Genomic DNA, 21502 nt, shown 5'->3' on the forward strand with positions numbered 1-21502 from the left:
CGAGCCGCGTGGGAGACAAAGGAGTCACCACCGTGACCGAAGGCGTGTTCGGCCGGCACAGCGGCCATGAGCAAGTCGTGTTCTGCAACGACGAGGCCAGTGGGCTGAAAGCCATCATCGGCATCTACTCCACCGCTCTGGGCCCGGCCCTCGGCGGCACCCGGTTCTACCCCTACGCCACTGAGGACGCCGCGCTGGACGACGTTCTCGCGCTCTCCAAGGGTATGGCGTACAAGAACGCGCTCGCCGGCCTCGACCTCGGCGGCGGCAAGGCCGTCATCATCGGCGACCCGAACACGCTGAAGTCCGAAGCGCTTCTCCGCGCGTACGGCCGGTTCGTGGACTCGCTCGGCGGCCGGTACATCACTGCCTGCGATATGGGCACTTACGTGCGCGACATGGACGTCGTCGCCCGCGAAACCCGGCACGTCACCGGACGTTCCCCAGAAGACGGCGGGGCCGGAGATTCCTCGGTGCTCACCGCTTTCGGCGTGTACCAGGGGATGCGCGCGTCCGCGGAGCAGGTGTGGGGCGTGCCCGAGCTGACCGGCCGCCGCGTCGGCGTCGCCGGGGTCGGCAAGGTCGGCCACATCCTCGTCGGCCACCTAGTGGAGGCCGGCGCACGCGTGGTGATCACCGATGTCGCGCCCAGCGCCGTGGAACGCGCCCGTGCGGCGTACCCGGACGTCGACGTGGTGTCCGATGTGGACACCATGATCGAGACCGAACTGGACGTCTTCGCGCCCTGCGCGATGGGCGGCGTGCTCACCGACGAGACCGTGGCCGCCCTGCGCGCCCAGATCGTCTGCGGCGCGGCCAACAACCAGCTCGCGCACCCCGGCGTCGACAAGCTGCTGAACGACCGCGGCATCCTGTTCGCCCCGGACTACCTGGTGAACGCGGGCGGCGTGATCCAGGTGGACGACGAACGGCACGGCTTCGACTTCGCCCGAGCCCAGCGCAAGACGGCGGCCATCTTCGACACCACGAAGGCGGTGTACGAACTGGCGAAGGCCGACGGCGTGCCCCCCGCCGCCGCTGCCGACCGCCTCGCCGAACGCCGGATGACCGACGTCGGCCGCCTGCGCTCGATCCTCACGGTGTAACTCCGCAAGAGTCCGTGAAGGGCTCCTTGCGGGAATCAGATTCCCGCAAGGAGCCCTTCACGGACCGCTCAGCGCCCCACCCCCACCCCCGCCACCGCGAGGCCTGCCCCCGTCGCGAACCGCAACCGGTGCACTCACCCAGCCAGGCACCCACACCACCCCCGCACCCCGATACGAAGCCAAAACGCGGTCTGGGGTTGCTTGTCAAGGCATCTTTCCCGCCTTGACAAGCAACCCCAGACCGTCGTCACAATGGGGCTTCGGGGTGCCCCACGAACCTATTTCTCTATGCGGCGATCAGCCGCTCTTACGCCGAAAAGTCCGCTTATTAGCCGCCGGCCCATGCGCGTGCTGGCTCTGCTGTCCGGCGTTCTCGTGAGCGGCCCCCTCGCGCGCCTTGGCCTGTTTCCGCTCCAGCGCCTCGCGGTACTTCCGCTTGACGTCGCCCTCCCCGTCGCTGGGTGCCGGTTGCGCTTCACTCATGGCTGACCTCCGAAGGTGACGACGTGGTACTCCGCCAGCCTGGCACCCTTCGCGCACCTTGGCGAGCCATTTCACAGTGACGCCACCCGGCGGTGGCTCGGTTCGCCAGCCTTCCGCGGCATCGGCACGACAGCTTCCGCGAACACCGGACGAACCCGCTGAACCATGCGCCAACCGGCACCGAGCACAAGCCCGAACACCGCCGCACCAGCCAAGATCACCGCGACCCGGGCGGTCACCGCGGTGAAAACCAGAGCCCCGGACCGGCCGTACGCGAAGCCGGACAGCACCGCCCAGCCCACCGCCGTCACCCCGGCCGCGGCGAGGGGAGTGGTGACCACTGCCACTGCGCCGACCACGAGCGCGACGGCCGCGACGGCATAGCTGGGATGCGCAGTGTCTCCAGCGAGGTCTGCACCGATCTCAGCCGCTACTACCGCCACACAACCGAGCGGGAAACCGAATCCGCCAGCGAGCCGTCCTTCAGTACGCATGCCCCATGGCACTCCGCGCGGGCACGCTTGGCAGGACGCATGGACGGGTTCCGTACGCCCCGGCGCTCGTTATTGACGGCTTCTTGACCTCCTCAGGCGCGGGCGGTCGCGCGGACGATCGCGGCCACGATCTCCGGCCACAGCGGTTCCGGGAGGTCGTGGCCCATGTCCGGGACGATGACCAGTTCCGCATCCGGGATCGCCGCCGCCGTGGCTTTGCCGCCGCTCACGTCGATCATCACGTCGGAGTCGCCGTGCAGAACGACGGCCGGCACCCGGACGTCGTGCAGTCGTTCAGTGCGGTCGCCCGACGCGACGACGGCGGCCGCCTGCCGCTGCATCCCGACCGGGTGCCGTCCCCGGTCGTAGTTCCGGGTTGCCTTGCGTCGCAGGTATTCCTCGGTAGCCGGATAGCCCGGCGACCCCGTCACGCGGTAGTTCGCGATGCTCTGTTCGATCTGCTCCTCGCGCGATTCCGGCGCCGGTTGGGTGAGCGTCTCCAGCGCGGCGGGCGAGACCTGGCCGACCGACGGGTCGCCGGTCGTCGACATGATCGACGTCAGGCTCAGCAGCCGGTCCGGGTGGTCGATCGCGAGCTGCTGCGCGACCATCCCGCCCATCGAAGCGCCGACGACGTGCGCCTTCGCGAAACCGAGCGCGTCGAACAGCCCGACGGTGTCGTCGGCGAGGTCCGAGAGCAGATACGGAGCCGGGGCCGTGCCGGCGATGATCCCGGCGAGGTCCGGCGTGCCGAGTTCGTCGAACCAGGTGGACAGGCCCGCGTCGCGATTGTCGAAGCGCACGACGTAAAAACCGCGGCTCGCGAGCAGCTCGCAGAAGCCCTCCTCCCAGGTGATCATCTGGGCGCCGAGTCCCATCACCAGGACGACCGGCGGGGCGGCCGGGTCGCCGAACGTGTCGTACTCGAGTTCGAGGCCGTTGGCCTGTGCGCGTGGCATGCCCCGATCATGCCGCAGCACGGAACCGCGTGTGGCCGAGCCGGCCGGTCGCCGGTTACGGTGCACGGCATGCCGACTCCGCGTGCCGGACAGCGCGCCAGGTCCCGTTCCGCCGCCGGGCTGCCCGCGGTCACCGCGAAAAAGGTGGTCGACGCGGCGGTGAAGCTCACCGTCGAACGCGGCTTGGAGAACTGGACGCTGCGGCAGCTGGCCGCCGCGATCGGCGCGTACCCGGCGGTCGTCTACCACCACGTCGGGGACCGCGACGCGGTGGTGTGCGCGGTGCTGGACCGGGTCGTCGGCCAGTTGCGGCTGCCCGACGACAAGCTGGAGTGGCAGGAGTGGTTCGTCGAACTGCTGACCGGCCTGCGCGAGGTGCTGCGCAAGCATCCGGGCACGGCGCGCCGGATGGCGTCGTTCGGCCCGTCGGTGGCCGCGGCCACGCCCACGATGGAACGAGGGGTGCGGATCCTGCTCGACGCGGGCTTCGGCGACGAGAGCCCGCTCGCCTACACCGTGCTCACGACTACCGCGTGCCAGTACGTCGCGCTGGAGGACGACCGGGACTGCAGCCTCGCGTTGCGCCTGGACAACACCGAGGAATACGCCTCCTACCGGGACCGCGAGGACCTGCCCGGCATGGCCGCGCACGGCCGGGCGATGCACGAGCTGCTCACCGACCCCGAAGCCGCGGCCGGTTACCATCCGCGACTGTTCGACTTCGCGATCCGCAGCTGCCTCGACGGGCTCACCTGCCGATTGGCCCGGCTGCGCGGCTGAAATTCGCGAAATTGCTCCGCGTGAGCATCCGCACTGGGCCGTCCGCGTGGTCGTGGTGAAAAGTCGGGCGGCCGCTGCGCCGACTGACACCGATTCGATGCCTTCCCGGCGTAGCGTGGACAGCTACCGGGGGCCTCGCCTCCGGAAGGGGCCCCCGGCACTTTCCTCCCCCCTCGTGGTGCCGGGGGCTCTCCTTCCGGCGGGTCAGTGCTGGGGCGGATGCTGGATCGCGGGGAACACCCGGCTCACCAAGGTCACGAGCGACATGGTCAGCAGCGTGTGCACCTGCCTGCGGTCCAGCGAGCGGTGCACGAGCCATTCGCGGCCCGCCGCCTTCACCATGCCGGCGAACGCGCGCACCGCGGCGTTCAGTTCCTCGCCGTGCGCGCTGTCGCGGGACAGCCCGACCGCCTCGAGGACGCGGTCGGCCGACGCGCGGTCGGCCTCGGCGACGATCCGGTCCACCTCCGGATCGCGGCCGATGCCCTCCGGCGCGATCGCGGCGAGCCACAGCTTCTCCTGCCCGCGCACCATGTCGAGCAGCCAGTCGATGGCGGCGTCCGCGCGGACTTCCAACGGGCCGTCCGGCAGAATCTGCACCGCGATCCGCGGCACGGTGAGCGCACGCCGAACGATTTCGAGGTACAACTCCCTCTTTGTTCCGAAATAATGATTGATCAGTCCGCGGGCCACGCCTGCCTCGGCCGCGATGTCCGAAGTGGACACTTCCGAATACGGTCGTTCGCCGAACAGCCGCGCCGCACAGGCGTAGATCTGCTCTTTGCGTTCGTCCGGTTCGAGTCGCCGCCACTTCGGCGCCGGATCGGTGCTCATGGCATCAGTTTCGCATGATCGGTTCAGAACGGCGGATTGACCGGGCCGAATGTCGCGGCGGAAACACGTTCGGCTGCTACCGCGCGGTATGGGTTGACGACCCGGTCAGTCCGGAAGCTCGATCGGCGCGAGGTCCGCGAAACGGTCGCCCGGACCGGGATTCGCCGGATCGCTCGCGCCGCCGAAGTGCCGTTGCACGCCCCATACCGCGTTGAGCGCGGTCTGCACCGCGCCCTCGGCCCAGCCCGCGGTCCACGAGATGTCGTCCCCCGCAAGGAATAAACCGCGATAGCGTTCGGGCAGTGAATCCTGCACGAAGTGCGTGAAAAGCCGGTGCTGGTACCGGTAATGCCCGGGCAGGTTCGCCTTGAACGCGCCCATGAAATGCGGTTCGGCCTCCCACGACACGGTCACCGGGTCGCCCACGATGTGCCGCCGCACGTCGACGCCGGGGTAGATCTCGCGCAGCGACTGCAGCATCACCTCGACGCGGTCGGACACGGAAAGCGGCAGCCACTTCAGCGAATCGTCGGCCCACGTGTAGGACAGGCAGATCACCGCGGGCCGGTCCGGGTCGTCGCCGAGAAGGTAGGTGCCGCGCGGCATCCGGTCGGTGAGCGTCATGCTCATCGTGTCGCGGCCGGTGACCGGGTCGCGGTCGAGCCAGAACGGGCGGTCGACGGGCACGAAAACCTTGGAGGACGCCATGTAGTGCGTGCGCTCGATCGCAGTCCAGTGGTCGATCGGGAACAGGGCCTCGTCGCATTCGATCTTCGACAGCAGCATCCAGCTCTGCGCGGTGAACACCGCGGCGCCGAACGTGCGGATGTGGCCGGAGGCGTCGGTGACGGTGATGTTGTTCGGCGCGGTGCGGTGCAGCCGCGTGACCCCCGGCCGCGGCTCGCCGTTTTCGTGCAGGGAAGCGAGATTCGTGCCGGACGGCCAGTGCGCGAGCTTCTCCGGGACGTGGTCCCACAGCCGCTTCGGCAGCTGTCCGCTGCCGCCGACGATGCTGTGGTGGTCGTCGTCCGCGCCGGTATAGACGACGCGGAGGATTTCGAGAATCGAGTTCGGGAAGTCGGTGTCCCATCCGCCGGTGCCGAATCCGACCTGACCGAAGATCTCTCGATGCCGGAACGAGGAAAAGGCCGGGGAATCGCACAGGAATCCGTAGAAGGTCTGATTGTCGAGCCGGGGCACGAGCTCGTTCCAGATCTTTTTGACCGTCGCGGCGTCGCGATTGCGGATCGCGGTCTGCATCTCGGCGAATGACGCGTGCTCGTCGAGCGTGCGCTGCCACGCTTGCGCCACTTCGCCGTACACCTCGGGCAGATCTTCGGGCGTGCGCGCGTAATGGCTTTGGCCCTTGAGATCGACGACTGTGCTCGGCGTGGCGGGCGAAAGCGGGTTCGGGAACGGCGTGGTTTCCAGCCCGGCCTTGTCGATGTAGTGGAACAGCGACGTCGAAGACGGCGGGAACCGCATCGCGCCCATCTCGGCGACCACGTCGTCGGGCAGGCCGGGGAAGTGGTGCGTGCGCAGCCGTCCGCCGATGCCGTCGATCTCGTACACGACCGGCCGCAGCCCGAGCTTCATCAGCTCGTAGGCGGTCACGATGCCGGACAGGCCGCCGCCGATCACCGCGACCTCGGTGCCGTGCGCCTCCTCCGGCACGCTGCCGAGCCCGGCCGGATGCGCGAGGTAATCGTCGTAGGCGAACGGGAAGTCGGGGCCGAACATCGTGATCGGCCGGCCGGCGGGTTCCTCGGCGTGGATCGCGGCGGGAACTGCGGAGGTCATGCCCGGGGTCCTTCGGTGAGAGAGCGGTACAGCGACGGCCGTCGGTCGGCCAGGTACGGGGTTTCGGCTCGCGCTCGGGCGAGCACTGCGGGGTCGAGCTCGGCGAACAGCAGCTCGTCGTCCGGCCCGGCCTTCGCGACGACTTCATCCGGCGACGCGACTGTCGAGCGGCCGCAGTAGGCGAGTTCGCCCTCGGTGTCGCAGCGATTCGCGTACACGACGTACAGCTGGCTTTCGTGTGCACGAACCGGAATGAGCAGGTCCGCGACGCGCTCGTACGGCCGCATCAACGCGGTGGGTACGAGCAGCAGTTCTGTGCCCGCGAGCGCGTGCGCGCGGACCAGCTCGGGGAACTCGACGTCGTAACAGATCAGCAGGCCGGTGCGGAGGCCGTTCACCTCGGCCTGGACCACCGGGTCGTCGCCGGGCGAGAACTGGTCGCGGTCGAGGTCGCCGAACAGGTGGGTCTTGCGGTAGTTCGCGAGCCGTTCCCCTTGTGCGGACAGCAGTTGCGCCGAGTTGTACACCGCGTCACCGTCGCGCTCGGGATAGCCGTAGACCAGCGCGATCTTGTGTTTGGCAGCCAACGCGCCCAGCTCGGCCGCCCGTGGTCCATCCGCCGGTTCCGCCAGTTCGGCGACGGCTTGCGCGCCGATGTTGTACCCCGTCGTGCCCATCTCGGCAGTCACGATCAGCTCGGCGCCCCGCTCGGCCGCGGCGGCCATCGCCTCGGGCAGCCGTTCGAACGGTCCTTGGTGGACGGCGACGATCATCGGACGCTCTCCGCGAGCCGCGAGCGACGGACGCTGTAGCCGAAGTAGATGACAAGGCCGAGCAGCATCCACGCGCCGAACACGATCCAGGTCGCCCCGTCGAGGCTGAACATCATGTAGGCGCAGCAGGCCACCCCGAGGATCGGCGTGACCGGCGAAAACGGCACGCGGAACGTGCGCTCGGCCTCGGGACGGCGTTTGCGCAGGATCAGCACGGCGACGTTGACCAGCCCGAACGCGAACAGCGTCCCGATGCTGGTGGCGTCGGCGAGCTTGCCGAGCGGGACGAAGGCAGCGAGCACCGCGACAAACCCGGACACCACGAGCGTGTTGGTGCGCGGCACGCCGGTTTTCGGATGCACAGTGGACAGCGACTTCGGCACGAGCCCGTCGCGGGACATGGCGAACAGGATCCGCGTCTGTCCGTAAAGGACGGTCAGCACGACGCTGGAGATCGCCACGATCGCGCCGATCGCGAGCAGGATGGCCCAGAGCGGGTTGCTGGTGATCGTGGTCAGCACGTGTGACAGCGCGGCTTGCTTGTCGCCGAACTGCTGCCAGGGCAGCGCGCCGATCGCCGCGACCGCGACGAGGCAGTAGAGAACGGTCACGATGCCCAGCGACAGCAGAATCGCGCGCGGCAGGTCACGTTGCGGGTTGCGGGCTTCTTCCCCGGCGGTGGAGGCGGCGTCGAACCCGATGTAGGAGAAGAACAGCTTCGCCCCGCCGGCGCTCATCCCAGCCAGCCCGAGCGGCAGGAACGGCGTGAAGTTCTGCGCCCGGACCGCGGTGAACGCGATGGCGCAGAACAGAATCAGCGTGCCGATCTTCACCGCGACCATGATCGCGTTGGCCCGCGCGCTCTCCTTCGCGCCGGACAGCAACAGCACCATGGCCAGCAGCACCACGACAATCGCCGGAATGTTGACCAGCCCGCCGTCGCCCGGAGGTCCGCTGAGTGCATCCGGCAACGTCACGCCGAACGCCACGTGCAGCAGTTCGTTGACGTACTGCCCCCACCCGACCGCGACTGACGCGACGGAGACGCCGTACTCCAGCACCAAACACCAGCCGCACACCCAGGCGACCAGTTCGCCGAGGGTCGCGTACGCGTAGGAGTAAGAGGAGCCGGAAAGCGGGATCATGCCCGCCAGCTCGGCGTAGGAAAGCGCGGAGAACAACGCGGTGATCCCGGCCAGCACGAACGAGACCACGACGGCGGGTCCGGCCACCGGAACCGCCTCGCCGAGCACCACGAAGATCCCGCTGCCCAGGGTGGCCCCGATGCTGAGCATGGTCAGCTGACTCAGCCCGAGCGACCGCTTCAGCGGACCGTGATCCGCCTCGGCCACCAGATCGGTGACCGGTTTGCGGCGCAGCACGGCCGTGGCGAGCCTTCCGCGCGCAGGACTGGTGGAGGTGGTGCTCACCGGCTGGCTCCTAGCGATTGATTGTGACGGCACTGTCGACTTCGAGCCACGGTATCGATCGAAAATTGCCCCGAGAACCGAGATCTGTTGTGGATTGCTGGCGATGGAGGGTGATTCATTGCGCTCTCGAGGTTGGTTTCTGCGGGGCTTGCGGTCTGGGCCGAGGGCTTCCAGGCCGTTGTTGACTCTAAGTGATCGGGGCGGGGGCTCCGCGGCGGCGGGTTTTCCGGCGCAGGTCGGGCCGGGGACGCTGGAAACTGCGAGTCGGGTGCGGCGGTGCGTGCTCGGGGCGCCGGTCGTTGCGTACGCGGGCCAGTCAGGCGAAGAGTCCGGGCGCGGTGGGTGGCTCCGCGCTCGGGGACGGACTGCGGCGGGCAGAAGTGTTCCGGCCGCCTGTTGCGGAGATCGATAGTTCGGCTGGGGCGAGCGCAAACACCGCACTGCAGACGTACGCCGCCGCCTTGCCGTCGACCAGAATCGGGACACCGGGCGCGTCATGATGCCGCCGCCGTGGATGTGCTGCGCAGCGGCGGTGACCAGCTCCGCGCCGACCACCGGGACCTGCACCGGCCCGGACTGCGCCGCTTCTGCCACGGACAGCCAGTGCCCGCTGGGGCGGGTCAGGAGGCGGGTGCTTCCGGAAGCAGCAGCGTGAACGTCGGCGGGTCGGGGCGGGACAGGCGCAACCGCCCGCCCTCGGCTTCGGCCAGGCTTCTCGCCAGGCGGAGGCCGATGCCGTGCCCGCTGGGGGTGTGGTCGGAGAACGGGTCGCGGTCGCCCAGGTCCGGGCCTTCGTCGATGACGTCCACGGCCAGGGCACCGCCGGCGTCGCGGGCTCGGACGGTGATGGTGCCCTCGCCGTGGTTCACCGCGTTGTCCAGCAGGACGGCCAGCACTTGCCGGACCGCGGGGGCAGACGCGCGTACTGGCGGCGGGTCGACGATTTCTAGGCGCAGCTGACGGTGGTCGGGCAGCGGGACGTCGTTCAACTCCGCGAGGAGGGCGGGCAGGTCGAGTTCGGCGCGAGCGGCGCGGCGTTCCCGGGACAGCGCGAGCAGATCCTCGACGGTCCGTTCCAGCCGGTCAGCGGCGGTGATTCCGGCGCGCACCGCGGCGTAGGGGTCCCGGCCCGGGGTTTCCAGGGCGGATTCCAGCTGCAGGCGCAGACCGGCCAAGGGAGTGCGGAGCTGGTGTGAGGCCTCGGCGGAGAAGGCGCGCTCCCGTTCCAGCGTTTCGCCGATGCGGGTCGCGGTGACGTCCAGGGCGGCGCCGACGCGGTCGATTTCCGGGATCGCCGAGCGCCGGGAGCGGGCGGAGAAGTCGCCTTCGCCGAGCCGGGTCGCGGCGCAGGCCAGGTCTTCCAGCGGGCGGGTCAGCCGGGCGGCGATCCGGCGGGCGACGAGCCAGCTCGCGAGCACCGCGCCGATCGCGCATCCGGCCATCACCAGCCACGTGATGCCGACGTCGTGCGTCAGCGCCGACCGGGGGAGCGACGCGCGCACGATGCCGGTGAGGCGGGCGCCGGTCAGCACCGGGACGGCCAGCACGTCCTCGTCGCCGACCTTCTGGTTCAGCATGTCGCTGCGGCTGGCGGCGACTCCGCGCACGACGTCGTCCGCGGTCGGCGGGCCTTCCCCGGCGAGGAGATGGCCGACCGGGTCGTAGACGCCGACCTCGGCGCCGTCCTCGTTGTCCGGGACCTGGAAGGGCTGGCCGGCGGCCAGCGCGTCGGAGATCACGACGGCCGTGCTGTCGGCGGCCCGCTCCAGCGCGGACGTGGTGTGCGTGCGGAAGTACCACAGCGCCCCGACGGCGAGCGGCAGCCCGAACAGGCTCGTGGCCAGGACGGCCGCGAGGACGGTGAGCGTCACGATCCGGCGGCGCACTCCGTCAGTCCCCTTCGAGCCGGTATCCGTGCCCGCGCAGGGTGGCGATCCGCGGCACCTCGTACGGCGACTCGGCGGCCGAGGCGAGCTTGCGGCGCAGCGCGGCGATGTGCACGTCGAGCGTCTTGGTGGAACCGTGCCAGTGCGAATCCCACACGTCGGACATCAGGGTGTCGCGGCTCACCGCCTGCCCCGGCTGGACGGCCAGCCGCGCGAGCAGGTCGAACTCCCGTGCGCGCAGCGCGACCTCCCGGCCGTTCAGCGTGACCCGCCTGCTCGCGATGTCGACCTCCAGCGCGCCGATCCGGACGACCGGCGTCGACGGCGCGGCGGGCGCGCCGCGGCGGAGGTGCGCGCGCACCCGGGCGAGCAGTTCGGCCAGCCGGATGGGCTTGGGGAGGTAGTCGTCGGCTCCGGCCTCCAGTCCGACCACGACGTCCATCTCGTCCGCTCGCGCGGTCAGGATCACCAGCACCGCGCCCGGCAGGGCCGAGCGCAGCCGCCGGCACACCTCGACGCCGTCGACGTCCGGGAGGCCCAGGTCCAGCAGCACGAGATCGGCCGCGGTCTCGCGCAGCGCGCTCCGGCCGTCCCGGCACCATTGCACTGTGTGGCCGTGCCCGCGCAGCGCGGAGTCGAGGACGCTGCCGATCGCCGCGTCGTCCTCCACCACCAGTACCTTCGCCATGAGGGCAGCCTAACCGGAGCCCTCCGGCCGCGTCCGCGCGTCCACAGTGGACCCCCAGCGGGACCCGGCCGAGGTCGGGCATAGTGGCTGCATGCTCGGTCTGTACCCGGAACTCGATCCGTACGACCACGGGATGCTGCCGGTCGGCGACGGCAACACGCTGTATTGGGAGGAATGCGGCAATCCCGAGGGCAAACCGGTCGCGTTCCTGCACGGCGGGCCCGGGGGCGGCGCTTCCGCGCGGCACCGGCGGCTGTTCGACCCGGAGCGCTACCGGATCGTCCTGTTCGACCAGCGCGGCTGCGGCCGGAGCACGCCGCACTGCAGCGAGCCGGACGTCGACCTCTCGGTGAACACGACCTGGCATCTGGTGTCCGACATGGAGCAGCTGCGCGAGGACCGCGGCATCGACCGCTGGCAGCTGTTCGGCGGTTCGTGGGGCAGCGTGCTCGCGCTCGCCTACGCCGAGACGCATCCGGAACGCGTGACCGAGCTGATCCTGCGCGGCGTCGCGACGCTTCGGCGCAAAGAAGTGCAGTGGCTCTTCGGCGGCGGCGCGGCGTGCATCTTCCCGGAGGCGTGGTCGCGCTTCCTCGCACCGGTGCCGTACGCGCGCCGTGGCGCCGACCTGCTCGAGGTGTACCACGAACTGCTGAATCATCCGGACCCGAAGGTGCACGGGCCGGCCGCGCTCGCCTGGAGCCGGTGGGAGGGCGAGACGGTCAAGTTCACCCCGCAGGAAGAGGTGGTGGCCGCGTTCGCCGAGCCGGAGTTCGCGCTCGCGATCGCGCGGATCGAGAACCACTACTTCCGCCACGGCGGCTGGCTCGCCCCGGACCAGCTGATCCGCGGCGCCGGGAAGCTGTCGGGCATCCCGTGCGTTCTGGTGCAGGGCAGGTACGACGTGGTCACTCCCGCCACCACCGCCTGGGAACTCGCACAGGTGCTGCCGGGCGCCGAGCTGAAGATGATCGGCGACGCCGGGCACGCCTTCGACGAACCGGGCACGCTGCACGAGCTGATCAGCGCGACCGACCGGTTCGCGGCAGGGTGGGAGGGCAGGTCCGGGCTGTCGAGCGCGGAAGTCGAACGAAAGGAAATCCGCATGCTGTTCGGTGACGAGCACGTTCGCCGTTACGAGGAGACCGACGGGGAGGTCGGGCACGACTGGCAGGAGGGCGTGCCGACGCTGGTGCTCACCACGAAGGGGCGCAAGACCGGGCAGGACCGCAAGTTCGCCCTGATCTACCAGGAGGACAACGGCAACCCGGTGATCGTCGCCTCGAAGGGCGGCGCGCCGAACCACCCCGGCTGGTACCTGAACCTGCAGGAGAACCCCGAGGTCCGCGTGCAGGTGCGGGCGGACAAGTTCACCGCGCGCGCCCGGACCGCGACCGGCGAGGAACGCGCCCGGCTGTGGGACAAGCTCGCCGCGGTGTGGCCCGCCTACAACGACTATCAGAAGAAGACCGACCGCGAGATCCCCGTGGTGGTGCTCGAGCGAGTGTGATCCGTGCCGCGTCCGGGGTGCGCGCGGCGCCGAACCGGAGTGTCTTCCGCTACGAATGACGCTCATGGCGCTGCGCACCCGGACCCGGGACCACTGGACCCCGCTCGAAGGGGAGCTGCTCGGCTTCCGCGGCATGCAGAGGTACGGCAGGCGCTTCGCGCGGTCCGGCCGGGGCGCCTGGTACCACTTCGCGATCGAGGTCGTGTGGCAACTGCTCGCCCTGACGAGCCGGTTCCGCGTGCGCGGCGCCCGGAACATCCCGGAGTCGGGCGGGGTCGTGGTGGCCTCCAACCACCTGTCCAACGCCGACCCGACGACGCTCACCGCGTTCTGCCTCGGCTCCGGGCGCGTGCCGCGGTACCTGGCGAAGGCGAGCTTGTGGAACGCGCCGGTGATCAAGTCGGTGATGCGTTCGGGCAAGCACATCCCGGTCCACCGCGGCGCGCCGACCGCCGCGGGCGCGTACCGCGACGCGGTCGCCGCGGTGCGAGCCGGCGAATGCGTGGCGATCTTCCCGGAGGCCGGGCTCTCCGCCGATCCGGACGGCTGGCCCTCGAAGGGCAAGACCGGCGCGGCGCGGATCGCGCTGGAGACCGGCGTGCCGGTGATCCCGGTCGCGAACTGGGGCACGCACGAACTGCTGCCCGCCGGCGCGTGGTTCCCGCGCGTCCTGCCGCGGCGGAAGATCGAGTTCGTCGCCGGGGAGCCGGTGGACCTCGGCGACCTGCGCGGGCGGGAGCTGACCAGGGAAGTGCTGGAGGAGGCCACAGCGCGGATCATGGCCGCCGTCACGGAGCTCCTGGCCGGGATCCGAGGGGTGCGCCCGCCGGTCTGACCGGCGGATTCCGCGGTCCCGCCAGCCGAAGGCGCGGCGGCCACTGTGGACAATCCAACCGTCCCCGAGCCAGCGCGACGGAGCAGACGACGTCCGGTTCTGGCGAGCTTCGCCGGGGTCAGCCGCCCGGCGATGCGCGGCGGGAAGAGACGGACGAACCAGGGCGGGCGGCAGCCGGGCTCGAAGCGGGCGCCGTCACGCCGCCCCGCGCTGGCGCGGGAGGTAGTTTCAACGGTATGAGCGCAGACTATGACGTGGTGGTCCTCGGGGCCGGAGTCGGTGGGTACGTCGCGGCGATCCGGGCTTCGCAGCTGGGCCTGAGCGTGGCGGTCGTGGAAGAGAAGTACTGGGGCGGGGTGTGCCTCAACGTCGGCTGCATCCCTTCGAAGGCGCTGCTGCGCAATGCCGAGCTGGCGCACACGGTGAAGGAGGAGGCCAAGACCTACGGCATCTCCTCCGACGGGGAGATCCGGTTCGACTACACGGCGGCGTACGAGCGCAGCCGCAAGGTCGCGGACGGGCGCGTCAAGGGCGTGCACTTCCTGATGAAGAAGAACAAGATCACCGAGTACAACGGGCGCGGCACCTTCGTGGACGCCAACACCCTCGAGGTGAACGGCGAGCGCATCACCTTCACCTACGGCATCATCGCCACCGGCGCGACGGCTCGGCTGCTGCCGGGCACGCAGCGCAGCGAGCGCGTGGTCACCTACGAAAAGCAGATCCTCGAAAGCGAGCTGCCGGGCAGCATCGTGATCGCCGGGGCCGGCGCGATCGGCGTGGAGTTCGCGTACGTGCTGCGCAACTACGGTGTGGACGTGACGATCGTCGAGTTCCTCGACCGGATGGTGCCGCTCGAGGACGCCGAGGTGTCGGCTGAGCTGGCGAAGCGCTACCGCAAGCTGGGGATCAAGGTGCTGGTGGGCACCAAGGTCGAGGCGATCGACGACTCGGGAGCCAAGGTGGCGGTCACCGTGTCGAAGAACGGCGAGCAGCAGGTGCTCGAGGCCGACAAGGTGTTGCAGGCCATCGGGTTCCGGCCGAACGTCGAGGGCTACGGCCTGGAGAACACCGGCGTCGAGCTGACCGAGCGCGGCGCGATCGCGATCGACGGCCGCGGCCGGACGAACGTGCCGCACCTGTTCGCGATCGGCGACGTGACGGCGAAGCTGATGCTGGCGCACGCGTCGGAGTCGATGGGCATCGTGGCGGCGGAGACGATCGCCGGCGCGGAGACCATGGAACTGGACTTCGTGATGATCCCGCGCGCGACCTACTGCCAGCCGCAGATCGCGAGCTTCGGCTGGACCGAGGAACAGGCGCGCGAGAAGGGCTTCGACGTTCAGGTGGCGAAGTTCCCGTTCACGGCGAACGGCAAGGCGCACGGCCTCGGCGACGCGGCGGGCTTCGTGAAGGTGCTGAGCGACGCGAAGTACGGCGAACTGCTCGGCGCGCACCTCATCGGCCCGGACGTCACGGAGCTGCTGCCGGAGCTGACGCTGGCGCAGCAGTGGGACCTTACGGTGCACGAGGTTTCCCGCAACGTGCACGCGCACCCGACACTGGGCGAGGCGGTCAAGGAAGCGGTGCACGGACTGGCCGGCCATATGATCAACTTCTGATTCTTCGACGGTCGCCCTGGCCCGCGGTGGTTTCGCGGGCCAGGGCGCGGTCGTTTTCGGGCGCTGCCAAGGAAAAAACCAGTTCGGGCCGGGACCACGAGATCTTCGGCGGTTTCGGTGGGATAGTCCCGACCTGCCGGGCACCCATGTGTTCGTAGAATTTCACCGCGGGCGGATGCGACACCACACGCACTTCGGACAGTCCGTTTTCCCTTGCCACAGCGAGAATTTCCGCTACCAGCCGAGCACCTAGCCCGGTGCCTTGCGCTTCGTCGGCGACGAACAGCAGGTCCAGCTCGGCATCGGTGAGCGCGGCGAACCCGACTGGTCCGGCGGGACCGCGGGCGACCAGAACCTGGTGCTGACGAAGGTAATCCGGCGTGACGACATATCCCTCCAGGATCGAGGCGTACCGGCCTTGATAGGCCGATGACGCGTGCATGAGGTCGGTGAGCGCGGCGGCGTCGGCAGCGGTCGCGCGGTCGATCTTGAACATGGCAGCCACGGTAACCGGCGCCACCGACAAAAACTGATCACCCAGCTCGGCGGGCGGGCAACGCCGCGGCGCTGAGCAGACAAAGGACGGTGCCAATCCCCAGGGAGACGCGCACGCTGAGCACTCCGGCGGCGATCCCGCCGAGGGTGACGAAAATCGGTTTCGCGGTACGGGTTCCGGTCGACCAGGCGGTGAGCGTCCGGGTCAGGACGGTGTCGTCGATCAGGGACAGGCGATACGCCGAGTAGGTCGGGTTGAAGATGCCCGCCACCAGCAACAGCCCGAAGTTCGCGGCGATCAGCAAGGCGACTCCGCCGGCTCCGGGAATAGCGAACGGCAGCGCGAGAAGCCACGGAGTGCGCGCGAAACTGGTCCAGCGCAACACTTTCTGCGCGCCATAGCGGGAGCTGAGCGTCGGCGCGAGACGAGCGCCGAGGAGCCCGCCGAGGCAGGGAACGCCGAGCACGAGGCCGTATTCCCAAGGCGCGAAGCTGAGATCGCGCAGCATCAGCACGGTTTGCAGCGGCGTGACCCAAAGAACCGCGCCGCTGAACAGCACCGAGTTGAAGAACAGCGGTCGCAGTTCGGGACTGCGCAGCAGGTAATGCCAGCCGTCGGTGAATCCGCGCCGCGAAGGTCCTTCGGAGACAACAGGCGGCGGTTCCGGCGTGCGCAAGCGGCGGATTCCGAGCGCGGACAGCAAGAACGAAAAAGCGTCGATCAGCATCGTCGCGGTCGCGCCCAGCCCGCTGATCAAGACGCCGCCCAGCGGTGGTCCGGCTGACCAGCAGACCCAGTCCGTGCTCTCGAAACGGCTCAAGGCGACAGCCCGTTCCTTAGGCGCGACAAGGGCTTTCAGGTGCGCACCGCTGGCCGCGGAGAAGATAACGGCCGCGGTGGCGACGACGATGTCGACGGCATAAAGCTGCGGCATGGTCAGCACGTGCAGCGCGGCCGCCACCGGCACGCTCGCCAGCGCGGCGCAGCGGACCAGGTCTCCAGCGATCATCGCGGGACGCTTCCGGGCGAACTCGACACGGGGTCCGAGCGGGAAGGCAAGGACGGCGCTGGCGGCGGCCGAGATGGCGGTGATCAGCGAAACCTGCCACGCGGGGGCGTCGAGCACGAGCACCGCGACGAGCCCGAGCGCGCCCGCGCCGACCGTGCTGCCCGCTGTGCTGATCGCATACGCGGACCAGAGCCGCGCGAAGTCCCTCCCCAGGTTCGCCACGAGAGCAGAGTGCCAGCTCCGCTCCGGGCCGGGAAGCGCCCGGCGAAGTCTCACCAGGTGGGCTTTCCGGGCAAATACCACTTTGGTCGGTGGTCTTCCTCCCGGTCGCTCTTTAGATTCACCTGACCACAGTGGGTGGCCGGGGGCGAGGACAGGAGTTGGCATGAGAAGAACGAGACGGGTGGCCGCGTATTCGGTGCCCCTCGCGGTAGGGGTGGTGCTCGCCGGGAGCGGGGTCGCCGTCGCGCAGCCGTCGGCCGCGGACGTGGCGAACGCGCGCACGGGGGCGGGGATCAGCGCGTTGCAGGGGATCAAGAAGACTCTCACCCCGGCCGAGCAGAAGCAGTCCAGCCAGCTCGTCGTGGAGAAGCGCCTGCGCGCTGACCGCGGTCTCGCCGCGCTGCTGCCGAATTACCGCACTGGCCTGCCGGTCACCCAGGCTGGCACGGTGTCCGTGGACATCGCGGGGACTGCCAGTGCGGCGATCGCGAAGGCCGTGCGCGCCGCGGGCGGCACCGTTCAGTCCACCTCGTCCAATGGCTCGGTTCGCGCCCAGCTGCCGCTCAACGCGGTGGACCGGATCGCAGCGCGTGGCGACGTCCGGCAGGTCCAGCCCGCCACGCAGGCGATGACCTGGAACGAGCCGGACGCGCAGCGCCAGCAGTTGGCCAAGAAGGCCGTCGCCGCCGTGCAGGTGTCCGAAGGGGACAAGACCCACGGTGCCGACACCGCCCGCACGCAATACGGCGTGAACGGCACCGGCGTGAAGGTCTGCGTGCTTTCCGACGGCGTCAACTCGCTGAAAAAGTCGCAGGACGCAGGCGAACTGCCCGCGGTCGACGTGCTGCCCGGACAGGCAGGCAGCGGCGACGAGGGCACCGCGATGCTGGAGATCGTCCACGACCTCGCCCCGGGCGCGACGCTCGGCTTCGCGACCGCGTTCACCAGCGAGTCGAGCTTCGCGGACAACATCCGCGCGCTGCGCACCACCGGCAAGTGCACGGTGATCGTCGACGACGTCGCGTACTTCGACGAGTCGCCGTTCCAGGACACCCAGGTCGCGCAGGCAGTCAACGACGTGACCGCGGCTGGCGCGCTCTACTTCTCCTCCGCGGGCAACTCCGGCAACCTGACCGACGGCACCAGCGGCTACTACGAGGGCGACTTCCGCTCGTCCGGCACCACGCTGCCGGGCGTCACCGGAACCCCGCACGACTTCGACCCGGGCAGCGGCGTGCAGACGACCGACCCGCTGTCGCCGGGTTCGCTCGGCAGGCCGGTGACGCTGTTCTGGTCGGATCCGTGGGGGCACTCGGCCAATGACTACGACCTGTTCCTGCTCGACGCTTCCGGCAGCGTCGTCGCCTCCAGCGACAACCCGCAGAATGGTTCGCAGAACCCGTACGAGAGCCTGACCGTGCCGTCCTCCGGCTCCGGCTACCGCCTCGCGGTGGTCAAGTACAGCGGCGCCGACCGGTTCTTCGCGCTCAACGTGGTCCGCGGCCGGTTCGTCGACTCCGGTTCGCTCAAGGGCTTCAGCACCGCAGGCGTGACTTCGGGCCACTCGGCGGCCGCCGCGGCGTTCTCGGTGGCCGCGGCCCCGGCCGCGGCCGCGTTCGGCCGTCCGCTGGAGAACGGCGACCCGGCGAACCCGGCCGGCCCGTACCCGGGCCTGTTCACCTCGGCCAGCAAGTGGGAGCGCTTCACCTCCGACGGCCAGCGGCACGTCTTCTACAACGCCGACGGCACTGAGCTGACTCCGGGCAACGTGTCCTCGACCGGCGGCGCGACCCGCGCGAAGCCGGACATCACCGCGGCCGACGGCGTGGCCACCTCGGTCACCGGCTTCCAGCCGTTCTTCGGAACCTCGGCGGCGGCCCCGCACGCGGCGGCGATCGCGGCGCTGCTGCTGTCCGGCAAACCGTCCGCGACCCCGGCGGACGTCCGCACCGCGCTGGTGTCGAGCGCGATCGACCTCGGCGCACCCGGGTTCGACGCGGTGACCGGCAACGGCGCGATCATGGCCGGTCCGGCCCTGGCCGCGCTGGGCGTGCCGAAGAAGTAGCGGCAGGGGCGGGTTCCTCGAACGGGGAACCCGCCCTTCTCACCGTCCGGTGACCAGCAAGTGGAACGCGCGAGGCCCGTCGCCGAGCCGATCGTGGCGGCGGAGCGCCAGCCCCGCGTCCCCGAGCGCTTTCTCGATCTCTTCCGGCGGTCGCAGCCGGAAGCCGTGGCTGGTGAACGGCATGTTCCGCATCATCGCGGGATCGCCGATGCCGACGACGAACCGCCCGCCGTCCGCGAGCACCCGCGCGACCTCGGCGAACGCGGGCACCAGTTCGGGAATGAAGTAGACCGTGTTGACGGTCAGCGCCGCGTCGATCGACCCGTCGCCCAGCGGAAGCTCGGCCATTCCGGCCTGGTGCAGCACCAACCGTCCGGCGGCGAGGTTTTTCGGGAACGTCCGCCGCGCTCGGGCCAGCGCCGTTTCGGAGATTTCCGCGCCGTGCACCGTGCCGCCCTCGGTGGCCCGCAGCAGCAGGTCGAGACCCAGCCCGCCGCCGAACCCCACGTCCAGAGCGGTTTCGCCGCGCTGGATCTCCAGCGCCTCGACCGCTCCGGTGACCGGTCCGCGGTTGACGTTGTTGAGCAGCCGGACGACAGCCTGCCCGGCCCGGCCCCGCGGATGGCCCAGCTGTCTGGCGAACCCGGCGAGCAGCGTGTCACGTGGTCCCATGAACCCAGTGTGCCGCGATATGGCAACGTGCGCGCGAGCGGATTTTTTGAGGAGGCGACGTGTCGGAGAAGACTGCTGTGGTCACCGGGGCGGGTTCCGGGCTGGGCCGCCGGATCGCCGGGGCGCTGCTCGGCGCCGGGTACCGGGTCGCGCTCGCCGGACGGCGCGAGGACGCGTTGCGCGAGACGGCCGGTTCGGACCCGAACGCGCTGGTGGTGCCGACGGACGTCGCCGATCCGGCTTCGGTGGAGGCGCTGTTCTCGACGGTGCGCGGCGAGTGGGGCCGGCTGGACCTGCTGGTCAACAACGCCGGAGTGTCGCTCGGCGGCACCGTCGCGGATCTGTCCGTCGAGGACTGGCGGCGCACCGTCGACACGAACCTCACCGGCATGTTCCTCTGCGCGCAGCAGGCCGTGCGGCTGATGCGCGACCAGGAGCCCCGTGGCGGCCGGATCATCAACAACGGCTCGATCTCCGCGCACGCGCCCCGTCCGGCGAGCGTCGCCTACACCGCGACCAAGCACGCCGTCACCGGCCTCACCCGGTCGATTTCGCTCGACGGCCGCGCCTGGAATGTCGCGTGCGGACAGATCGACATCGGCAACGCGGCCACCGAGATGACCGAGCGGATGGCCGCGGGCATCCCGCAGGCCGACGGACGGCTCATGGCCGAGCCGACCTTCGACGCGGCCCACGTCGCCGATGCGGTGCTCTACATGGCGGGCCTGCCGCTGGACGCCAACGTCCAGTTCCTCACCATCACCGCCACCACGATGCCGTTCATCGGCCGGGGATGACGTGGTCGCGGCGGAATTCGTCGAACAACCGGTAGAACATCCGCTCAGTGTCCACATAGGAATGAAAACCGGCGCGACGTGACTTCGACGTGTCCGCGAACATGTCGTAGTCCCAGGAGAGCACGAAGTCCCCGAAGGCCCACGAGGAGACGTCGGCGTACGAAGCGGTGAGGTCGTGCTTCGCCGCCATCTCGGTCCACAGTGGTTCCTTGTCGGCCATGACGGTGGCCAGCGGCAGCTGCAACGGCGGCGCGACCTCGAGGTCGAAGTACGCGGCCAGCTTCGGCCACAGTTCGCGCCAGCGGAAGAGGTCGCCGTTGGCGATGTTGAACGCTTCGTTGCGGCTCGACGTCGCCGCCCACACCGTGCCCTCGGCGAGCAACTGCGCGTCCGTCATCTCCAGCAGGCTGTCGTACGCGCCGGGCTTGCCGGGGAAGCGCAGCGGCAGGCCGAGTTCCTTCGAGATCGAGGCGTAGACCGCGATCACGAGCGCGAGATTCATCGGGTTGCCGAGCGTCGTCCCGCCGACCACGGACGGCCGGATCGCCGACCACGACCAGCCGCCGGCCGCGGCCCGGCGTTCCAGGAACTTCTGCTGGTCCACATTGAACTCCGGCGGCATGTGCTGTCCGGCGTCGGCTTCTCGCGCGGGGGTCTTGAACGGGCCGAGGTGCGCGCCGTAGACCTTGTAGCCCTGCATCAGGCTGACGTGCTCCAGCGGGCCTTCGTCGAGGCCGTTCACCAGGTTCTCCAGCATCGCCATGTTGGGCGGCACGAGTTCCGCCCAGGTCGGCCGGTCCTGGTAAGCCGCGTAGAACAGGTGCGTCGCGCCGACGCCGGACAGCGCCGCCCGGGTGCCCGCCGGGTCGAGCAGGTCGACGGCGAGGCTGCCCGGCCCGCCGCGACGGGAAAGCCCGAGCACCTCCCAGCCGTCGAGAGTGCGCAGGTGAGAGATGAGTTTGCGGCCGATGATGCCGTTGGCCCCGGCCACGAGGGCCACGCGTGTGCTGCTCATGCCTCCGATCCTGACCTCGCCCATCC

At 69.9% G+C, this 21502-nt stretch carries 20 protein-coding genes and 1 pseudogene; 8 read left to right on the forward strand and 13 right to left on the reverse strand.

The genetic code is table 11. The features are described from left to right. Nucleotides 1-32: 32 nt before the first annotated feature. Nucleotides 33-1106: a Glu/Leu/Phe/Val family dehydrogenase gene (locus H5411_RS34665; RefSeq protein ID WP_183126233.1), complete on the forward strand. Its 1074-nt coding sequence runs from the start codon at nucleotides 33-35 to the stop codon at nucleotides 1104-1106. Between the two features lie 297 nt (nucleotides 1107-1403). Here the strand turns inward: H5411_RS34665 and H5411_RS34670 are convergent, their stop codons facing one another. The 3 genes from H5411_RS34670 to H5411_RS34680 all read right to left on the reverse strand — a co-directional run bounded on the left by H5411_RS34670 (nucleotide 1404) and on the right by H5411_RS34680 (nucleotide 3042). Continuing rightward, nucleotides 1404-1589 (reverse strand): DUF5302 domain-containing protein, encoded by a 186-nt coding sequence (locus H5411_RS34670; RefSeq protein WP_183126234.1) that lies wholly within the window; start codon nucleotides 1587-1589, stop codon nucleotides 1404-1406. A gap of 71 nt (nucleotides 1590-1660) precedes the next feature. Beyond that, a complete protein-coding gene (locus H5411_RS34675; RefSeq protein ID WP_183126235.1) occupies nucleotides 1661-2083 on the reverse strand; it encodes a hypothetical protein in 423 nt (140 codons plus the stop codon). 92 nt (nucleotides 2084-2175) lie between these two features. Next, nucleotides 2176-3042 (reverse strand): alpha/beta fold hydrolase, encoded by an 867-nt coding sequence (locus H5411_RS34680; RefSeq protein WP_183126236.1) that lies wholly within the window; start codon nucleotides 3040-3042, stop codon nucleotides 2176-2178. 69 nt (nucleotides 3043-3111) lie between these two features. Here H5411_RS34680 and H5411_RS34685 point away from each other — a divergent pair, with 69 nt between their 5' ends. Continuing rightward, nucleotides 3112-3822 (forward strand): TetR/AcrR family transcriptional regulator, encoded by a 711-nt coding sequence (locus H5411_RS34685; RefSeq protein ID WP_183126237.1) that lies wholly within the window; start codon nucleotides 3112-3114, stop codon nucleotides 3820-3822. Nucleotides 3823-4026: 204 nt separating this feature from the next. Here H5411_RS34685 and H5411_RS34690 read toward each other — a convergent pair whose 3' ends face one another. The 6 genes from H5411_RS34690 to H5411_RS34715 form a co-directional block, all read right to left on the reverse strand. Further along, entirely contained in the window at nucleotides 4027-4656 is a 630-nt protein-coding gene (locus tag H5411_RS34690) for a TetR/AcrR family transcriptional regulator (RefSeq protein ID WP_101433985.1), read from the reverse strand. A 105-nt stretch (nucleotides 4657-4761) separates the two neighbouring features. Continuing rightward, complete coding sequence (locus tag H5411_RS34695) at nucleotides 4762-6456, reverse strand: flavin monoamine oxidase family protein (protein WP_183126238.1); 1695 nt, start codon at nucleotides 6454-6456, stop codon at nucleotides 4762-4764. After that, nucleotides 6453-7229, reverse strand: coding sequence for a carbon-nitrogen hydrolase family protein (locus tag H5411_RS34700; protein WP_183126239.1), 777 nt, complete (start codon nucleotides 7227-7229; stop codon nucleotides 6453-6455). Before H5411_RS34700 ends, H5411_RS34695 begins: the two co-directional genes overlap by 4 nt. Continuing rightward, nucleotides 7226-8659 carry an amino acid permease gene (locus H5411_RS34705; RefSeq protein WP_183126240.1) on the reverse strand — a complete coding sequence of 478 codons (1434 nt, stop codon included), beginning with the start codon at nucleotides 8657-8659 and terminating at the stop codon, nucleotides 7226-7228. The genes H5411_RS34700 and H5411_RS34705 overlap by 4 nt, the downstream gene beginning before the upstream one ends. Nucleotides 8660-9279: 620 nt before the next feature. Then, nucleotides 9280-10545: a HAMP domain-containing sensor histidine kinase gene (locus H5411_RS34710; protein ID WP_183126241.1), complete on the reverse strand. Its 1266-nt coding sequence runs from the start codon at nucleotides 10543-10545 to the stop codon at nucleotides 9280-9282. Between the two features lie 4 nt (nucleotides 10546-10549). Beyond that, nucleotides 10550-11233, reverse strand: a complete 684-nt coding sequence (locus tag H5411_RS34715) for a response regulator transcription factor (protein WP_183126242.1) — start codon at nucleotides 11231-11233, stop codon at nucleotides 10550-10552. 91 nt (nucleotides 11234-11324) lie between these two features. Between H5411_RS34715 and pip the strand changes: the two are divergent. The 4 genes and pseudogenes from pip to lpdA all read left to right on the forward strand — a co-directional run. Next, nucleotides 11325-12263, forward strand: a pseudogene (gene pip / locus H5411_RS34720) (prolyl aminopeptidase); the annotation flags it as partial. 75 nt (nucleotides 12264-12338) lie between these two features. Beyond that, nucleotides 12339-12743 carry a nitroreductase family deazaflavin-dependent oxidoreductase gene (locus H5411_RS49870; protein ID WP_460431641.1) on the forward strand — a complete coding sequence of 135 codons (405 nt, stop codon included), beginning with the start codon at nucleotides 12339-12341 and terminating at the stop codon, nucleotides 12741-12743. A gap of 55 nt (nucleotides 12744-12798) precedes the next feature. Next, nucleotides 12799-13578 carry a lysophospholipid acyltransferase family protein gene (locus H5411_RS34725; RefSeq protein ID WP_183126244.1) on the forward strand — a complete coding sequence of 260 codons (780 nt, stop codon included), beginning with the start codon at nucleotides 12799-12801 and terminating at the stop codon, nucleotides 13576-13578. Nucleotides 13579-13814: 236 nt separating this feature from the next. Beyond that, entirely contained in the window at nucleotides 13815-15200 is a 1386-nt protein-coding gene (lpdA, locus tag H5411_RS34730) for a dihydrolipoyl dehydrogenase (protein WP_101433992.1), read from the forward strand. Here lpdA and H5411_RS34735 read toward each other — a convergent pair. Then, the gene (locus tag H5411_RS34735) at nucleotides 15190-15696 is read right to left on the reverse strand and encodes a GNAT family N-acetyltransferase (protein WP_183126245.1); all 507 of its coding nucleotides are present in this window, start codon (nucleotides 15694-15696) and stop codon (nucleotides 15190-15192) included. The genes lpdA and H5411_RS34735 overlap by 11 nt on opposite strands. A 37-nt stretch (nucleotides 15697-15733) precedes the next feature. Then, nucleotides 15734-16927, reverse strand: a complete 1194-nt coding sequence (locus H5411_RS34740; RefSeq protein ID WP_312878679.1) for an MFS transporter — start codon at nucleotides 16925-16927, stop codon at nucleotides 15734-15736. 163 nt (nucleotides 16928-17090) lie between these two features. Between H5411_RS34740 and H5411_RS34745 the strand changes: the two genes are divergently transcribed. After that, complete coding sequence (locus H5411_RS34745; RefSeq protein ID WP_183126246.1) at nucleotides 17091-18992, forward strand: S8 family peptidase; 1902 nt, start codon at nucleotides 17091-17093, stop codon at nucleotides 18990-18992. A 39-nt stretch (nucleotides 18993-19031) separates the two neighbouring features. Here H5411_RS34745 and H5411_RS34750 read toward each other — a convergent pair whose 3' ends face one another. Continuing rightward, entirely contained in the window at nucleotides 19032-19664 is a 633-nt protein-coding gene (locus tag H5411_RS34750) for a class I SAM-dependent methyltransferase (RefSeq protein WP_183126247.1), read from the reverse strand. 59 nt (nucleotides 19665-19723) lie between these two features. On the opposite strand from H5411_RS34750, the gene H5411_RS34755 reads away from it, so the two are divergent. Continuing rightward, nucleotides 19724-20461, forward strand: coding sequence for an SDR family oxidoreductase (locus H5411_RS34755; RefSeq protein ID WP_183126248.1), 738 nt, complete (start codon nucleotides 19724-19726; stop codon nucleotides 20459-20461). On the opposite strand, the gene H5411_RS34760 is transcribed toward H5411_RS34755, so the two are convergent. Beyond that, nucleotides 20445-21476, reverse strand: coding sequence for an SDR family oxidoreductase (locus H5411_RS34760; RefSeq protein ID WP_183126249.1), 1032 nt, complete (start codon nucleotides 21474-21476; stop codon nucleotides 20445-20447). The two genes, H5411_RS34755 and H5411_RS34760, sit on opposite strands and share 17 nt — an antisense overlap. Nucleotides 21477-21502: the final 26 nt, after the last annotated feature.

Source organism: Amycolatopsis echigonensis, assembly GCF_014174495.1.
In the GTDB taxonomy this organism is placed as follows: domain Bacteria; phylum Actinomycetota; class Actinomycetes; order Mycobacteriales; family Pseudonocardiaceae; genus Amycolatopsis; species Amycolatopsis echigonensis.

Bases quoted from the DNA above. Each gene is read 5' to 3' on its own strand.
- H5411_RS34670 (WP_183126234.1), bottom strand. From the start codon at position 1,589: ATGAGTGAAGCGCAACCGGCACCCAGCGACGGGGAGGGCGACGTCAAG.
- H5411_RS49870 (WP_460431641.1), top strand. From the start codon at position 12,339: ATGCTGTTCGGTGACGAGCACGTTCGCCGTTACGAGGAGACCGACGGG.
- H5411_RS34675 (WP_183126235.1), bottom strand. From the start codon at position 2,083: ATGCGTACTGAAGGACGGCTCGCTGGCGGATTCGGTTTCCCGCTCGGT.
- H5411_RS34680 (WP_183126236.1), bottom strand. From the start codon at position 3,042: ATGCCACGCGCACAGGCCAACGGCCTCGAACTCGAGTACGACACGTTC.
- H5411_RS34715 (WP_183126242.1), bottom strand. From the start codon at position 11,233: ATGGCGAAGGTACTGGTGGTGGAGGACGACGCGGCGATCGGCAGCGTC.
- H5411_RS34700 (WP_183126239.1), bottom strand. From the start codon at position 7,229: ATGATCGTCGCCGTCCACCAAGGACCGTTCGAACGGCTGCCCGAGGCG.
- H5411_RS34690 (WP_101433985.1), bottom strand. From the start codon at position 4,656: ATGAGCACCGATCCGGCGCCGAAGTGGCGGCGACTCGAACCGGACGAA.
- H5411_RS34750 (WP_183126247.1), bottom strand. From the start codon at position 19,664: ATGGGACCACGTGACACGCTGCTCGCCGGGTTCGCCAGACAGCTGGGC.
- H5411_RS34760 (WP_183126249.1), bottom strand. From the start codon at position 21,476: ATGAGCAGCACACGCGTGGCCCTCGTGGCCGGGGCCAACGGCATCATC.
- H5411_RS34745 (WP_183126246.1), top strand. From the start codon at position 17,091: ATGAGAAGAACGAGACGGGTGGCCGCGTATTCGGTGCCCCTCGCGGTA.
- H5411_RS34725 (WP_183126244.1), top strand. From the start codon at position 12,799: ATGACGCTCATGGCGCTGCGCACCCGGACCCGGGACCACTGGACCCCG.
- H5411_RS34695 (WP_183126238.1), bottom strand. From the start codon at position 6,456: ATGACCTCCGCAGTTCCCGCCGCGATCCACGCCGAGGAACCCGCCGGC.
- H5411_RS34735 (WP_183126245.1), bottom strand. From the start codon at position 15,696: ATGTTCAAGATCGACCGCGCGACCGCTGCCGACGCCGCCGCGCTCACC.
- H5411_RS34685 (WP_183126237.1), top strand. From the start codon at position 3,112: ATGCCGACTCCGCGTGCCGGACAGCGCGCCAGGTCCCGTTCCGCCGCC.
- lpdA (WP_101433992.1), top strand. From the start codon at position 13,815: ATGAGCGCAGACTATGACGTGGTGGTCCTCGGGGCCGGAGTCGGTGGG.